Source organism: Stenotrophomonas sp. STEN021, assembly GCF_056760175.1.
In genome coordinates, this window is record NZ_JBRREH010000107.1 from 1 (window position 1) to 14604 (window position 14604).

Consider the following 14604-nt stretch of genomic DNA (forward strand, 5'->3'; position numbering starts at 1 on the left):
CCCCACCACCTCCCACCACCCCCCGCCCCCTCCCCCGGCGTCGGCTGGGCGCCGCCCGCCCCCCCCCCCCCCCCCCCCCCCCCCCCCACTACAGGTGAAGCCTTGCGCTGTTGGTTCAGCTCACGCCGCTCCTGCAACAGCCGGGGCCACCTTTATCGCCAGCAGCTCACCACCGCCACTGAGCGTGTAACGCTGCCGCTCACCCGCCCCCAACCAGGCGGTATCGCCCGCCGACATCGCCGGCAGCACGCCGCCTTCAAATTCGGCCTGTCCGGCCAATAGATGGATGGCCCAAGCCGCCTGCGGTTCCGTAAAGAACAACATGGGCCCGACCAACGGCCGATGCAGCAACTCAGCCTGCAAGGCATCTCGCCGCCACATCAGGTTGAAGTCCTGGGTCACACCGTCGACCAATTCGCCTACCAGTTCCGCTTCGCCAGCAAAGCGCAGGCGATGATACGGTGGCAGCAGGGTTTCGCAACGGCCATCGGCAAAGCGCAGGCGCAGGCCTTCGCCCTGCAGCAACACCAGCTCACGTTCGATGCCGGGAAATGCGGAGAACGCCGCATCCTGCTCGATCTCGGCGATGGACAGGCGCAGCTGCCAATCGCCCTGCTCCGGCAGACGCAGGATCTCGCGCGTCCAGCCCAGACCATTGCGCCAGCGCTCGCGCTGGTAGAGGGCGGAGGGGATGACGCGGGAAGGAGAGTTCAGTGTATGCATCGGGCAATGATGCCATTACCCGGCTTTTGATCGGGCTTTTGTAGGAGCGGCGTGAGCCGCGAAGCCACAGAACCAACAGTGCAGAGCAACAACAACCCCTCCCCAGCCCTCCCCTTGCCTTCGGCAAATGGAGGGGGCTCAAAGCAACCCCTCCCCAACCCTCCCCTTTGCTACGCAAAAGGGAGGGAGTAGAAGCTTTTACTTCGGCATCGCCAGGTTCTCCGCCGTCAGCGGCTTGCCCGCCCGTGGCGTGGTCGCAATCACCGCATCGGCCGGCAAGGCCGTGCCCTTGTCCAGGCGTGCCTGCACCCGATCCAGCGCCTCATAGACATACGGCAACAGCGGTAGGTAACGCGAGCCGTAATCCGGCAGACCGAGGAAACCATCGAAGTGCTGCACGTTCTGCACCTTCCAATAGCTCACCTCGCGTCCGGCAGCCTTCGCTGCAGCCGCATACGGCGCGCTGCTGAAAGCCGGCGGAATCAGACCGTCGTCAGCACCGTGCACCACCATCACCGGCAGGCCCTTGCGCGGCAAGCCGGCGTGGGTTGCCTGGATACCCGCCTGCACACGCTTGGCATCATCACTCTGCCCGTCCCACAGACCGCGCAGGCACTTCAGACCGGCGTAGGTCAGGTCCGGCAAGGCGACCTTGCTGTCGAGCAGGCCAACGCCTGCGCCCGGCGGAATGCCGCTGCCATCGGATATCCATGCTGCGCGCTCGACCGCAGTCGCGGCGCGCGGCGAGAAATCCGGATTCTGTGCGGCAAAGTTGAAGCCACAGGGGTGCTCACCGACGCCATAGCGGCCATATGCCGAAGCATAGGTCGCGGCAATCGCGCGCCACAGGTCAAAGCCCGTGGACAAGGCACCAGCGCGCAGTGACTGGTTGGTCCAGCCTTTGCTCAACATCAGCTCGTAAGCCGACTTGGCCTGCGCGGCCGGGGTCGCGCCGCTGATCACGCCTTCGGCCGCCAGCGTCGTGCAACGCACTGCCGCACCGGCCTGCAGTGCGGCCGTCAGCGGCGGCTGCGGCAGGTTGCTCATGTGCAGCTGCGCGCACGGCATCAACAGCGCAGCTTCGGTGCTGTAATCGTACAGCGCACGTGCACCCGGGCCACTGGAGTAGATGCTGGGCTCACCCGCTACCACGGCGTCCAGCCAATCGCCTTCCAGCTCGGCCGCACGCAACACCGCGCCACCACCATTGGAAATGCCGACGGCGATGATGCGGGTGTTTTCAAAGGTGAAAGGTGCAGCCTGCGGATAGGCTTCGGCCAACGCCAGCAACGCGAACTCGGCCGCCTGTTTTACATGCCGGCCCCAGTCCGCCTCGGGGTTGTCCTTGGAGTGCGCATGCTTGAATGCCACGCCCGATGCATTGATCGCTGCATCCGGCACGAAGGCCAGATCGTTCACTTCGCCCAATGCACCAACCGTGCCGTTGGCACGCACGCCGATCTGCGCGTTGAGGTCGTAGTAATCACTACCGGCACCCTTGTCGGTATAGACCACGGCACAGCCCTTGGGCAGGCCCCATGCCGCCGCAACCGACACTGCGCCATAGATGCCACGCGAGCCCGACGCTGGCGCTACCAGCACGCAGCGTTTGGCGGTGTCGAAGTTGTCCGGAATCTGCGCCAGCACGCGATGCGGCTGCTTGGCATCGGGCAGGCGCGCGAACGCTGAGTACTCGCGGCCGGGCACGCTCTGCAGGCTACCGAACAGCTCGCCGTAGCCACCACCTGGCGCGAGGTCGGCAATGCCACGCCAGCTCCCCCACATCGCCCGGCGGCGCAGTTCATCGACGGTTGGTGCACTGGCGTCGGCAAAGGCCGGCGGTGCCATGCTGCGCAAACCGGCCAGGCCCAGGCCGGCGGTGAGCAGGTCGTCACTGCCGCGGTGTTCACTGCGGAGTTCGTTGCTGAACATGGAAGGCTCCACGGACTTGGATGCTGGGCCGCTGGCACAGGAGGCCAGGCTCAGTCCGACAAATAGGCCGCAGGCGGCGCGCAGTAGGGATTGGCTCATGGACGCACCCTAGCAGAGCGACGGCACCCGCCTCATCGTACTTAAGTACCACACGTTTTTAGCGCGGCGGCTGCTACGTTGCCATCATCCCCCAATAGCATCGGAGTCCCCCATGGACCGCTTCCTGCAAGGCCGCACCGCTTTGGTGACCGGCAGCACTTCCGGCATCGGCCTGGCCATCGCCCAGGCCCTGGCCAGCGCCGGCGCGCGCGTGGCCATCAACGGCCTTGGCAGCCCCGAACAGATCGAGGCAGCGCTGCAGAGCGTCACCGACGCCGGCAGCGAGTCACGCCACTTCGATGCCGACCTGCGCAAGCCCGACCAGATCGCGCATATGCTCGAAGCCGTCCAGGCCTGGGGCAACATCGACATCCTGGTGAACTGCGCCGGCATCCAGCACGCCGCACCGCTGGCCGAACAGCCGCCGCAGAAGTGGGACGACATCATCGCCATCAACCTCAGCGCCGCCTTCCACACCATGCAGCATGCGCTACCCGGCATGGCTGAGCGCGGCTACGGCCGGGTGGTCAATATCGCCTCGGTGCATGGTCTGGTCGCCTCGAAAAACAAGGCCCCGTATGTGGCCAGCAAGTTCGGCATCGTTGGCCTGAGCAAGGTAGCGGCATTGGAATACGCCGCTGCCGGCAACCGTGAAAGCGGTGGTGTCACCGTCAATTGTGTCTGCCCGGGCTGGGTGGAAACCCCACTGATCGAGCCGCAGATCCAGGCCCACCGCAACGGCGGCAGCCGCGACGATGGCGTCCGCGCCCTGCTGGAAGAAAAGCAGCCGAGCCTGCGCATGTCGCTGCCGGAAGACATCGGCGCGATGGTGGTCTGGCTGTGCCGCCGCGAGTCGCACAACCTCACCGGCGCGGCGATGCCGATGGACGGCGGTTGGACCGCACAGTAAGCGGCGGATTGCCAGGGAAAGCAGGCAATGGCTGAAAACCACGGCATACTGGCCCGGCCGCCGGTGGCGCAGACACCGGCGGCAGCTTCCTTTCCGCCTGTCAGTACCGCCATGCCCAGCCTGTTGATCGCCGACGACCATCCCCTGTTCCGCGCCGCCCTGCGGCAGGCGGCCAGTGAGGCCATGAGTGAGCTGCTGGTGCGCGAAGCCGAATCATTGGATGGCGTGCTGGCGGCACTGGATTCAGCACCGGATACCGACCTGATCCTGCTCGACCTGCATATGCCGGGCAACCACGGCTTGGCTGGGCTGGCGGCGATCCGTGCCCAGCACCCGGGCGTGGCGGTGATCGTGGTCTCAGCCAACGATGACCCGCGCGTGGTGCGCCGTGCCTTGGACCACGGCGCCGCCGGTTACCTGCCCAAGAGTTCAGGCTTGAACGAGCTGCGCGAGGCCATCCGCAGCGTCATGGCCTGCGAGCAGTGGTTGCCTGCCTCGTTGCGTGCCTCGGTATCACGCGCGCAATCCTCCAGCCACGACAGCGAATTGGCCGCGCGTCTTGCCAGCCTGTCGCCACAGCAGTTCCGGGTACTGGCATTGGTTGCCGAAGGCCTGCTCAACAAACAGATCGCCGACCGCCTGGACGTGCAGGAACGCACGGTCAAGGCGCATCTATCGGCCATCTTCGAGCGGCTGGGCGTACGCAACCGCACCCAAGCCAGCGTGGTATTGCGCGAGCTGGAATTGAGTGACCCGGCGCGGCAGGCGCTGTGATCCAAGCCGAAGCCTTGTAGGAGCGGCGTAAGCCGCGAAGCTGGTAGACCTCCCAGCTTCAGCCAACCCAATCCCAGCCATTCCTTATTGAATTTATTTCGGTATCGGACCCGATGCCAGCTTCGCGGCTGACGCCGCTCCAACAACCCGGTGTTCCGACCTAGCGCTTTGTGCAGCAGCATTCCCGCCACCATCGCCGGCACAAACCACAGCGCCTCCGGTGATAACACGCCAAAGCCAACCAGTGCCGGGCCCGGGCAATAGCCAGCCAATCCCCAGCCGATGCCGAACAGCGCCGCGCCGATCAGCAGCTTCCGGTCGATCTGGCGCAGATCCGATATCTGGAAACGCTCGGCCAATACCGGTGTTGGCCGCCGCAACACAAACCGAAACAACAATATCGTCGTCATTACTGCACCGCCCAGCACAAACAGCAACGCCGGGTTGAAGTCGCCAAATACATCCAGAAAACCCAGGATGCGCTGCGGATCGGTCATGCCCGATACCGCCAGCCCAAGCCCGAACAGCGCACCGGACGCCAATGCAGCCAAGGTAATGCGTGAAGTGCTCATGCCAGATGTCTCACGATGTACGTAGTCGCTACCGCGGTAGCCATGAAGGTGAGAACGGCAGCGAACGAACGCATCGAAAAACGCCCCAGACCGCAGACACCGTGGCCGCTGGTACAACCATTGCCCATGCGCGTGCCGAAGCCCACCAGCAGCCCGGCGATCACCAGCAACAGCGGCGGGAATCCCTGTCGCGGCACATACGCACCCGGCACCAGCCACAGATACGCCGCACCGGCACCGATCAAACCAATCAGGAAGGCCGCACGCCAGGCCAACTCGCCGCTACGCGGCATCAACACACCACCCAGGATGCCGCTGATACCGGCGATACGCCCGGTCAACCACAGCAGCAAAGTGGCAGCGATGCCGATCAACACACCGCCCGCCAAGGCCATCATCCAGCTGTTCATTGCGCCTTCCCGATCTGATCCAAAGGCACGCGCAGATAACGCACGCCATTGGCATCGGGCTCCGGCAGGCGGCCGCCGCGGATGTTCACCTGCAGCGCGGGCAGGATCAGCCTAGGCACCGGCAGGGTCGCATCACGTTGTTGGCGCATCTGCACGAACCCCGCCTCGTCGGTGCCGCCCTTCAGGTGCACGTTGTTCTGCCGCTGCTCATCAATCGATGTCTGCGCCTGTGCCTCACGTCGGTTGCCCGGATAGTCATGGCACAGACAGATGCGCGTATCGGCAGGCAGCGACAGGATGCGCTGGATAGAAGCGTACAGGCGATGCGCATCACCACCGGGGAAATCGCAACGCGCGGTACCGGTATCGGTGGCAAAGACGGTGTCGCCGACAAACGCGGCATCGCCGATCACATAGGTCAGGCTGTCGTCGGTATGTCCGGGCGTGGCGATCACCCGCGCGCTCAAAGCACCAACGTTGAAGGTATCGCCATCATCGAACAACCGGTCGAACTGGCTGCCGTCGGCAATGAACTCATCACCCAGACCAAACACCGTCTTGAAGTGCTGCTGCACCTGCACGATGCCGCGACCGATGGCGATCGGCGCCTGCAGCTGATCGGCCAGGTAGCCGGCAGCACTGAGGTGATCGGCATGCGCATGGGTTTCCAGTATCCACGCCACGGTCAACAATTTGCCACGCACGAACTCCAACAGCGCGTCGGCAGAAGCCGTGCTGGTGCGCGCACCCGCGGGCTCGTAGTCCAGCACCGGATCAATGATGACCGCCATGCCGCCGACCTGGTCATAGGCCACGTAGCTGAAGGTGCCGGTGTCCTTGTCGTAGAACGGCTCAACCAAGGTTGATGATGTCTGCGGCTGGCTCATGGGGGGTCTCGCTGTTAATTTAGCTATTTCTAAACTAAACTAGTCCCCTGCAAAGCACAAGCCCGAGTCGCGACCCCGATGCCCCCTTCAAACATGAACATGGAACAGATGCAGGCGCATGCCGAACAGGCTGCGCAGCTGCTCAAGTCCTTGGCCCACCCGGCTCGGCTGCGCGTGCTGTGTCGCCTGGTGGAAGGTGAAGCCTCGGTAGGTGAATTGCAGGCGCAGGTTGGCCTGTCGATGTCTGCGCTGTCACAGCACCTGGCAGTGCTGCGCGAAGCTGCCTTGGTCAGCACCCGGCGCGAGGCGCAGACCATTTACTACACGCTGGCGGAAAGCCCGGCGATGGGCGTGATGCAGGCCCTGCATGCAGCGTATTGCGGTGGTACCGGGATTGGAAATTCGGGATTGGGGATTGGCAGGAACGCTGGCCGTTGAGATTTGTAGCCCGTGTAAGCGCAGCCCAGCCGGGGCTCTTTGCGGAAATCTCCGGCTGCGCTGCGCTTACCCGGGCTACAGGCTCCGGCCAATCACGTTCTCCTAATCCCCAATCCCTGCTCCCGGCCGCAATGCATCGGCCGCCAACAGTCGATCCAGAATCGACTTCAGTGCCAGTGGGCGCACCGGCTTGTGTAGCAGGGTCAGGCCTTGCTCCAGCACCTCGCGACGTGTTGCCAGGCTGTCATCGGCGCTGAGTATCAACGTTGGTCTTGCGCCAAAGCGTTCGCCCAAGCGCAACTGCAATGCAGTGCCGGTATCACCGTCGTCCAGGTTGTAGTCGAACAGCCACAAGCTCGCAGCTGCCTGCTGCAATGCCGCCACCGCCTGTGCCTCGCCCGAGGCCTCGGCCACGCTATAGCCCCAACCGCGCAACAACCCAGCCAATCCCTTCAATGCAGCCGGATCGTTGTCCACCACCAGCACCGGCACGCCACCCGAGGTGGCTGCGTTGCGCAAGCGCGGCACATTCGCTATCTGCGGCGAGGTCACGCGCTGCAATGACACCGAGAAGACAGTACCCCGCCCTTTCTCACTGCGCAGGCGCAGCGGTGCGTGCAGCAGTCCGGCAATGCGGTCAGCAATCGCCAGACCAAGGCCGAGCCCTTGCCCACTGCTGTCCTCACCACGCCGGAACTCCTCGAATATGCGCTGCTGCTCCTGCTTGGCGATACCCGGGCCGGTGTCGTGCACCTCAACCCGAAGGCGGTCGGCCTCACGCCGTACGCCCAGCAACACGCCACCGTGGCTGGTGTAGCGCACCGCATTGGCCAGGAAATTCTGCAGCACCCGCCGCAGCAACTGCGGATCACTGTTCACCCATGCGCGGGTGGGCATGTAGTGGAATGCCAGCCCGCGCGCGGTTGCCAGCGCGCGGAATTCGGATACCAACGGGTCCAGTACTTCAGCCAGCGGCAGATCGCGCGGTTGCGGCACCAGACCACCGGCTTCCAGCCGCGACATATCGAACAGCCCCGTCAACAGGTCGGTCGTTGAATCCAGCGCGCCACGGATCTGCACCACCGCCTGTTGCTGCTGGCTCGATTCGACCTGCTGGGCCAGCGTATCGGTGAACAGATGCGCTGCATGCAGTGGCTGCAGCAGATCATGGCCCACCGCGGCAAGAAAGCGACTCTTGGCGTCATTGGCCCGCTCAGCCTCGCGCTTGGCTGATTCCAGCAAGGCGGTGCGTTCGCCCACGCGCTGCTCCAGCGTCTCGTTGCTGCGCTTGAGTTCGCGCTCGCTGCGGCGGAACTCGGTGACGTCGGTGAACGTCGCCACAAAGCCGCCACCCGGCATCGGATTGCCACGAATCTCGACGATGCTGCCATCCGGAAACACGCGCTCGGTCAGGTGAGCGGTGCCTGCACGCATGAAGGCCAAGCGACGGTCCACCGCACGCTCATCACCACCGCGCGCGGGCATTGCCTGCAATGCCCAGCGGGTCAGGTCCATGATAGGCCTACCCACCTGCAACAACTCATCCGGGAAACCGAACATGCGCGCGTAGGGGCGATTCCACGCCACCAAGCGTTGCTCGCGGTCAATCACGCTGATGCCCTGGCTCATGTTCTGCAACGCGGCCTGCAACACCTGCTGACTGAAGCGCAGATCCTGCGAGGCCTCGCTGACGATGGCCGCTACCGTCGCCAGCTCATTGCCCTCGCGTCTTGCGGCATCCAGCAATAAACGTGCGGACGCAGCACCAAGCACCGCCGACAACTCACGCTCGACGCTGGCTTCGATTGATGCCGGCACTGCACCGCTGCGTGGCGCGTCAAGCAACAGCTGCTGCACACGTTCATCAGGCAGAAAACGGCGTCCGGCATTGCGCAAGGTATCGGCATCCAGATTGCGACTGATGCGGTCCGGCGTATCGCGCCGCCAGGCCATCGCCAGCAAGGTCACCGCGCTACCAACAAACAGACTCGCGCCCACCGCCCGGCCCAGCGGCGTCCAGCCCGTCAGGCCAAACAACCCCTGCGGTGCAAGCCACTGCCAGCCAAACGGCCCCTGCAACAACCAGGTCGGCGTACGTCCACCACTTTCCAGCAGGGAAGGCAGCAGCAGTACCCACGCCCAGGTCGCGAAACTGGCAAGCACGCCGGCAATGGCGGCGCGTGGTGGTGTCTGCGGGCGCCAGATGGCGAACGCCAGCACCGGCACCAGGGTAGCCATGGCCGAGAACGATACCGCGCCGATATCGGCCAGCACATTGCTGCCACCAATCAAACGGCTGTAGCCCCAGGCCAGCAGCATGATCACGCAGATACCGGCGCGGCGCAGCCACACCAGCTCGCGGCGATGATCGCCACCGCCCGCACGCGCCCAGGCGCTGCGCACCAGGCCTGGCGCAAACCAATGGTTGCCGATCATCAAACTCAAGGTCAGCGTACTAACCACCACCATGCCGGTGGCCGCACTCAGGCCGCCGAGGAAGGCGAACAAGGCCACACCTTCATGGCCGGCGGAGAACGGCAGCGCCAGCGTATACATGTCCGAAGGCACGCTATTGCCGAGCAGCGCCGTGCCAGCGCGCGCCAGCGGCAGGATCGGCAGCGCGATCAACAACAGGTACAACGGAAACAACCAGCGCGCGGTGCGCACATCAGCCGGATCGCGGCATTCCACCACGCCGATATGGAACTGATGCGGCAGCAGGAACATCGCCAGGCCGCCGAGTATCACCAGCGGGATGAAACCGCCTTCCGGCGCGCTCACTGGCATCACTGGTGTGGTCGGCAGGCCCTTCAGGCCGAACCATACGAATACACCCAGCGCCAGCATCGCGCCCAGCTTGAACACCGATTCGGCCGCCATTGCCAGCACCAGACCGCGATTGTGTTCGGAGGCATCAGCGCGTCGCGCACCAAACAACATCGCGAACAAGGCCATCGCCAGCGCAACATACAAGGCGCTGTCCTGCCATATGGAGCCATCCTGCCCGGCTTCCACCGCGCGCGAGGTGATCATGCCGAAACTCATCGCCACCGCTTTCAACTGCAGCGCGATATACGGAATCAAGCCGAGCACGGTCACCAGGGTCACCGTTGCCGCCAACCAGGCATCGCGACCCAGCCGCGCGGCAATCAGGTCGGCCAGCGAGGTTGCATTGGTTTCGCGCGCCAATCGCACCAGTCGCATCATCACGCCAATGGCCAGCGCGTAGAACAGGATCGCGCCGACGAAGGTCGGTGGCAGCGGCCAGCCATGCCGCGCAGCCTGGGTGACGGTGCCGTAGAAGGTCCACGAGGTGCAGTGCACGGCCAGTGACAATGCGTAGATGTGCCGCCAATGGCGGGAAAACGCGGTGGGCCGGCGTTCGCCGTACAAGGCCACGCCGAACATCAAGGCCAGCCAGGCAAGACCTGCCAAGGCCACGGTTACCAGACTCAACATGGAATGCGTTTCCCGGAAGCTGCTTGGCAGGATACGGAGTTAAGAGCGGAGGATGAAGCAGTGCATAGCTTGAAGGCCTTTGCTTGATGCCCCTCCCCCTCCGGGAGAGGGGTTGGGGTGAGGGTGCGCTTCGCCAGGAGTTTGTTCTTTAGCTTTTTCATCAAAAGCCAGAGCTCGAAAGCCAAAAGCAGAAGCTGCCCTCACCCCAACCCCTCTCCCGCAGGCGGGAGAGGGGCTTAAAACAACAGCAACAGCCAACGCCAAAAGCCAAAGCCAAAGCCAAAGCAGCAGCACCTGCTCCGGCAACCGCCGCCGCAGCCACAACCAGAGCACCAACAACAAACGCAAAAGCCCTCCCCCGCAACGCGGGAGAGGGCTGCCTTGCATTGCAATCAGCCAGCTGTCACCGGCTACATCATCAGAAGTTGTAACGCACCGACACATACCAGTTGCGCGGCAGGCCGTAGTACGCGGTCTGGATGTTGCCAACGCTGGCGAACTCCTGGCCTTCGGTCTTGTACTGCTTGTCGGTCAGGTTGCGCACGCCCGCCCGTACCTGCCAGGTCAGCTGCGGGGAATCCCACACGCCGTAAGCGCCCAACAAGGTGTAAGCGTCCTGGCTCAGTACCTTGCGGTTGTCGACCGACAACCAGGTATCACTGCGGTACGACACATCACCGCCGAAGGTCAGGCTGCCATTGTCTCCCAGCGAGAACACGTGCTGCAGGGCCACGCGGGCGGTCACGTCCGGCGAGAACGGCACATGGTCGTGGTTCACGGTCGGATCGTAGCCGGCGTAGGACGGATCGAGACGGAAGTCCTCGAAGCTATCGTACTTGGCGTCCATCCAGCCCAGCTGTGCGCTCAAGGTGGTGGATTCACCCAGCAGCGCGCTGCCTTCCAGCTCGATGCCCTTGATATTGAGCTTGGCCGCGTTCAACACCGGGAAGGTGCCGACGTCCTGCGACACGCGTGCCTGGAAGTCACTGTAGTTGCTATAGAACGCGGTGGCGGTACCACGCAGGCGGTGATCAGCCGAGCTGCCCTTCAGACCCAACTCGTAGGTCCACACGTACTCCGGGTCGAACTTGGCGTGCTGGGTGTCATACACGGTATTGGCGCGGCCGTTGAAGCCACCGGACTTGAAGCCACGGTTGGCCGACACATAGCCCATCAGGTTGTCGCTGAATTCCTTCTGCAGGCTGATCGACGGCGTCACCGCGGTCCACGACGCCTTGGCATCGAACGCAACCGTGCCGTTCAAGCTGGCGAACGGTGCACCCCAGAAGGTACTGGTGGAACGATCGTAGTCCTTCTTGTCCTTGGTCCAGCGCACGCCGGCGGCCACGGTCCAGCTCGGCACGAACTCCCAGTTGACGTGGGCGAATGCTGCGGTCGAGGTGGTGCTCAGGTCATCGTCGATGGTGCGCAGGAACGCTACCTTGCCACCCAGGAACGAGAACAGGTCATCGGCATAGGCTTCCTGGTAGGACGGCACATTCTCCTTCATGTAGTACGCGCCAAAGGTGGCGTGCAGGTTGGAGCCGTTGTCGTAGTGCAGCTGGAATTCCTGGCTCTTCTGGTTCTGGTCCAGCGCCACCAGCACGTCGCCCAGTTCGTACTCGGAGGCGTCGATGTCGATGTAGGACTTGGTCTTGAGCTTGCGGTAGGAGCTGATGCTCTTCAGCGTGAACTGCTCGTTGATGTCCCAGCTCATCGACAGCGATGCACCCGAGTGCTTCAGGTACTGGCCCTGGCCATCCTTGAACGAGGTCTGCGCACGACGGTTCCACTTGCCGGTTTCGCCGGGCTGCAACACGATCACACCAGCCGGCGCCAGGCTGGTCTGGCGCAGGTCGGCCATGGGCCGGCCCAGGGTCAATGCAGCATCCTGCTTGGTGGTATCCAGCGACAGTACGGCGCTGAAATTGTCGGTCGGCTTGAATGCCAGCTTCGCGCGCAGCGCTTCGGTGTCGTCGTCGTTGTAACGCTTGCCGGTGACTGCATCCTTGACGTAGCCATCGTTGGTGATCTTGGCACCGGCGATGCTTGCGGCAATGGTGTCGCTCAGCTTGCCAGAGACGTAGAAACGACCTTCCAGGCGACCGTAATCACCAGCGGTCACTTCCACCGCGCCGCCATCGTTGTCGAAGGGGTTCTTGGTGGTCAGCTTGATCGCGCCGCCGGTGGAGTTCTTGCCATACAGCGTGCCCTGCGGGCCGCGCAGCACTTCCAGCTGCTGGATATCGAACAGCGAGAACAGCGCGCCATTGATGCGCGAGTAGTAGACGTCGTCCACATACATGCCCACGCCCGGGTCGAAGGTCTGCAGCGCATCCGGCTGGCCGATGCCACGGATGAAGACGTTGACGCTGTTGGCCGAACCACGGCCCTGGGCGATGTTCATGTTCGGCACGGCGCCCTGCAGGCCTTCCACGGTCGAAGCCTGCAGATCCTTGATCTGCTCCTCGCCGAAGGCGCTGACGGCCACCGGCACGTCCTGGATGGACTCGGTGCGGCGACGTGCGGTCACGGTCACTTCGTCCAGCTGCGTCGCCTTGATGCCGGCCGGCACAGCCTGCTGTTCCTGCGCCTGTACGAAGGCGGCCGGTGCCAACAGAATGCCACCGATGGCGATACTCAGATACTTGCGCTTCATTGGTCTCCCTCCTCCCGGGTATGACGTTGCGACACACGAATGTCGCCATGGAGCGCACGTTAAAGGAGCGTTAGCCCGCCGCGTATAGTCCCTTCGTACAGTGGGCCGGACCGTCCTCGGTCCTGATACTCGCCGGCAATGTATTGGCCGGGGAGCTGTGAATGTCGTTTCTGATCGTATTGGCGGCCCTGTGCTTCCTGATGTTTGTCGCCTACCGCGGCTATAGCGTGATCCTGTTCGCGCCGGTGGCGGCGCTGGGCGCGGTGCTGCTGACCGACCCCAGCCTGGTGCAGCCGATGTTCACCGGCCTGTTCATGGACAAGATGGTTGGCTTCCTCAAGCTGTACTTCCCGGTATTCGTGTTGGGCGCGGTGTTCGGCAAGCTGATCGAGGTCTCGGGCTTCTCCAAGTCCATCGTCAGCGCCACCATCAAACTGGTCGGGGCCAAGCGCGCGATGCTATCCATCGTGCTGGTCTGCGCGCTGCTCACTTACGGCGGCGTCTCGCTGTTCGTGGTGGTATTCGCGGTTTACCCGTTCGCTGCCGAGCTGTTCCGCCAGAGCAACATCCCCAAACGTTTGATCCCGGGCACCATCGCACTGGGCGCTTTCACCTTCACCATGGACGCGTTGCCAGGCACGCCGCAGATCCAGAACATCATCCCATCGGCGTTCTTCGGCACCAACAGCTGGGCGGCGCCGTGGCTGGGCGTGATCGGCACCGTGGTAATCCTGATCTTGGGCATGAGCTACCTGGAATGGCGTCGTCGCGTCGCAATACGCAATGGCGAGGGCTATGCCGGTGCCAACGACGAGCTGCGCAATGAGCCGGAGCCTTTCCAAGGGCAGAACCTGGCGCATCCGCTGGTGGCGATAACACCGTTGGTCCTGGTCGGCGTGGCCAACTTCTTCCTGACCCGCTGGATTCCCGGCTTCTATGGCGAAACCCAATCCTTCATTCCGGCGGTGATCGGCAACCCGGCACCGGTGGTGCAGGAAGTGTCCAAGCTGGGCGCCATCTGGGCCGTGCAGGGCGCATTGCTGCTGGGCATCCTCAGCGTCATCGCCTTTGCCTGGAAGCCGGTGATTGCCTCGTTTGCCGAAGGCACCAAGTCGGCCATCGGTGGCGCCATGCTGGCGTCGATGAACACCGCTTCGGAGTATGGCTTCGGCGCGGTGATTGCCGCCCTGCCCGGCTTCCTGGTGGTGGCCAACGCATTGGGTTCGATCCCGAATCCACTGGTCAATGAAGCAGTTTCGGTCACCGCCATGGCCGGCATCACCGGCTCGGCTTCGGGTGGCATGAGCATCGCGCTGGCTGCAATGGCCGACAGCTTCATCGCCAACGCGCAGGCAGCCGGCATACCGATGGAAGTGCTGCACCGCGTGGCGTCGATGGCTTCGGGCGGGATGGACACGCTTCCGCACAACGGCGCGGTGATCACCGTGCTGGCCGTCACCGGCCTCACCCACCGCCAGTCCTACAAGGACATCTTCGCCATCACCATCATCAAGACGTTGGCTGTGTTCGCGATCATCGGCGTGTATTACGCAACCGGGTTGGTTTGAGCCTCGGCTCGCCCTGGCCCGAAACCGGGGCAGTCAACCGCGATACGGTTTCGCAGCTGAATCAACCAGGCCAAATAGACAGCGCAAGGACCCGCTTTTGTGGGAGCGGCGTGAGCCGCGAAGCTGATACAAAATCAGATCGCCCAACTGCCAATTGCGTCAGTACCACCAGC

10 protein-coding genes and 1 pseudogene are annotated in these 14604 nt (G+C 63.7%); 4 read left to right on the forward strand and 7 right to left on the reverse strand.

The genetic code is table 11. The features are described from left to right. Positions 1–120: 120 nt before the first annotated feature. Positions 121–723 carry a HutD/Ves family protein gene (locus ACVOL0_RS18300; RefSeq protein ID WP_481550286.1) on the reverse strand — a complete coding sequence of 201 codons (603 nt, stop codon included), beginning with the start codon at positions 721–723 and terminating at the stop codon, positions 121–123. 198 nt (positions 724–921) lie between these two features. Continuing rightward, positions 922–2754, reverse strand: a complete 1833-nt coding sequence (locus tag ACVOL0_RS18305; protein WP_481550287.1) for a 3-hydroxybutyrate oligomer hydrolase family protein — start codon at positions 2752–2754, stop codon at positions 922–924. Positions 2755–2866: 112 nt separating this feature from the next. Between ACVOL0_RS18305 and ACVOL0_RS18310 the strand changes: the two genes are divergently transcribed. After that, positions 2867–3664 carry a 3-hydroxybutyrate dehydrogenase gene (locus ACVOL0_RS18310; RefSeq protein WP_481550288.1) on the forward strand — a complete coding sequence of 266 codons (798 nt, stop codon included), beginning with the start codon at positions 2867–2869 and terminating at the stop codon, positions 3662–3664. Positions 3665–3775: 111 nt separating this feature from the next. Further along, complete coding sequence (locus tag ACVOL0_RS18315; protein WP_481550295.1) at positions 3776–4438, forward strand: response regulator transcription factor; 663 nt, start codon at positions 3776–3778, stop codon at positions 4436–4438. A 155-nt stretch (positions 4439–4593) separates the two neighbouring features. Here the strand turns inward: ACVOL0_RS18315 and ACVOL0_RS18320 are convergent. The 3 genes and pseudogenes from ACVOL0_RS18320 to ACVOL0_RS18330 all read right to left on the reverse strand — a co-directional run. After that, positions 4594–5010: pseudogene (locus tag ACVOL0_RS18320) on the reverse strand (DUF6691 family protein); the annotation flags it as partial. Continuing rightward, positions 5007–5420 (reverse strand): YeeE/YedE family protein, encoded by a 414-nt coding sequence (locus ACVOL0_RS18325; RefSeq protein ID WP_481550289.1) that lies wholly within the window; start codon positions 5418–5420, stop codon positions 5007–5009. The gene ACVOL0_RS18325 and the pseudogene ACVOL0_RS18320, both read right to left, overlap by 4 nt. After that, entirely contained in the window at positions 5417–6307 is an 891-nt protein-coding gene (locus ACVOL0_RS18330; RefSeq protein ID WP_481550290.1) for an MBL fold metallo-hydrolase, read from the reverse strand. Before ACVOL0_RS18330 ends, ACVOL0_RS18325 begins: the two co-directional genes overlap by 4 nt. A gap of 78 nt (positions 6308–6385) precedes the next feature. Between ACVOL0_RS18330 and ACVOL0_RS18335 the strand changes: the two genes are divergently transcribed. Next, positions 6386–6745, forward strand: coding sequence for an ArsR/SmtB family transcription factor (locus ACVOL0_RS18335; RefSeq protein WP_481550291.1), 360 nt, complete (start codon positions 6386–6388; stop codon positions 6743–6745). 102 nt (positions 6746–6847) lie between these two features. Here ACVOL0_RS18335 and ACVOL0_RS18340 read toward each other — a convergent pair whose 3' ends face one another. Both ACVOL0_RS18340 and ACVOL0_RS18345 read right to left on the reverse strand, forming a co-directional pair. Next, the gene (locus ACVOL0_RS18340; protein ID WP_481550292.1) at positions 6848–10204 is read right to left on the reverse strand and encodes a hybrid sensor histidine kinase/response regulator; all 3357 of its coding nucleotides are present in this window, start codon (positions 10202–10204) and stop codon (positions 6848–6850) included. Positions 10205–10622: 418 nt separating this feature from the next. Continuing rightward, positions 10623–12863: a TonB-dependent receptor gene (locus ACVOL0_RS18345; protein WP_481550293.1), complete on the reverse strand. Its 2241-nt coding sequence runs from the start codon at positions 12861–12863 to the stop codon at positions 10623–10625. A 161-nt stretch (positions 12864–13024) separates the two neighbouring features. Between ACVOL0_RS18345 and ACVOL0_RS18350 the strand changes: the two genes are divergently transcribed. Further along, positions 13025–14431 (forward strand): GntP family permease, encoded by a 1407-nt coding sequence (locus ACVOL0_RS18350; protein ID WP_481550294.1) that lies wholly within the window; start codon positions 13025–13027, stop codon positions 14429–14431. Positions 14432–14604: the final 173 nt, after the last annotated feature.

Coding starts and splice junctions, on each gene's coding strand:
- ACVOL0_RS18315 (WP_481550295.1), top strand. CDS start 3,776: ATGCCCAGCCTGTTGATCGCCGACGACCATCCCCTGTTCCGCGCCGCC.
- ACVOL0_RS18340 (WP_481550292.1), bottom strand. CDS start 10,204: ATGTTGAGTCTGGTAACCGTGGCCTTGGCAGGTCTTGCCTGGCTGGCC.
- ACVOL0_RS18305 (WP_481550287.1), bottom strand. CDS start 2,754: ATGAGCCAATCCCTACTGCGCGCCGCCTGCGGCCTATTTGTCGGACTG.
- ACVOL0_RS18345 (WP_481550293.1), bottom strand. CDS start 12,863: ATGAAGCGCAAGTATCTGAGTATCGCCATCGGTGGCATTCTGTTGGCA.
- ACVOL0_RS18350 (WP_481550294.1), top strand. CDS start 13,025: ATGTCGTTTCTGATCGTATTGGCGGCCCTGTGCTTCCTGATGTTTGTC.
- ACVOL0_RS18325 (WP_481550289.1), bottom strand. CDS start 5,420: ATGAACAGCTGGATGATGGCCTTGGCGGGCGGTGTGTTGATCGGCATC.
- ACVOL0_RS18300 (WP_481550286.1), bottom strand. CDS start 723: ATGCATACACTGAACTCTCCTTCCCGCGTCATCCCCTCCGCCCTCTAC.
- ACVOL0_RS18310 (WP_481550288.1), top strand. CDS start 2,867: ATGGACCGCTTCCTGCAAGGCCGCACCGCTTTGGTGACCGGCAGCACT.
- ACVOL0_RS18330 (WP_481550290.1), bottom strand. CDS start 6,307: ATGAGCCAGCCGCAGACATCATCAACCTTGGTTGAGCCGTTCTACGAC.
- ACVOL0_RS18335 (WP_481550291.1), top strand. CDS start 6,386: ATGCCCCCTTCAAACATGAACATGGAACAGATGCAGGCGCATGCCGAA.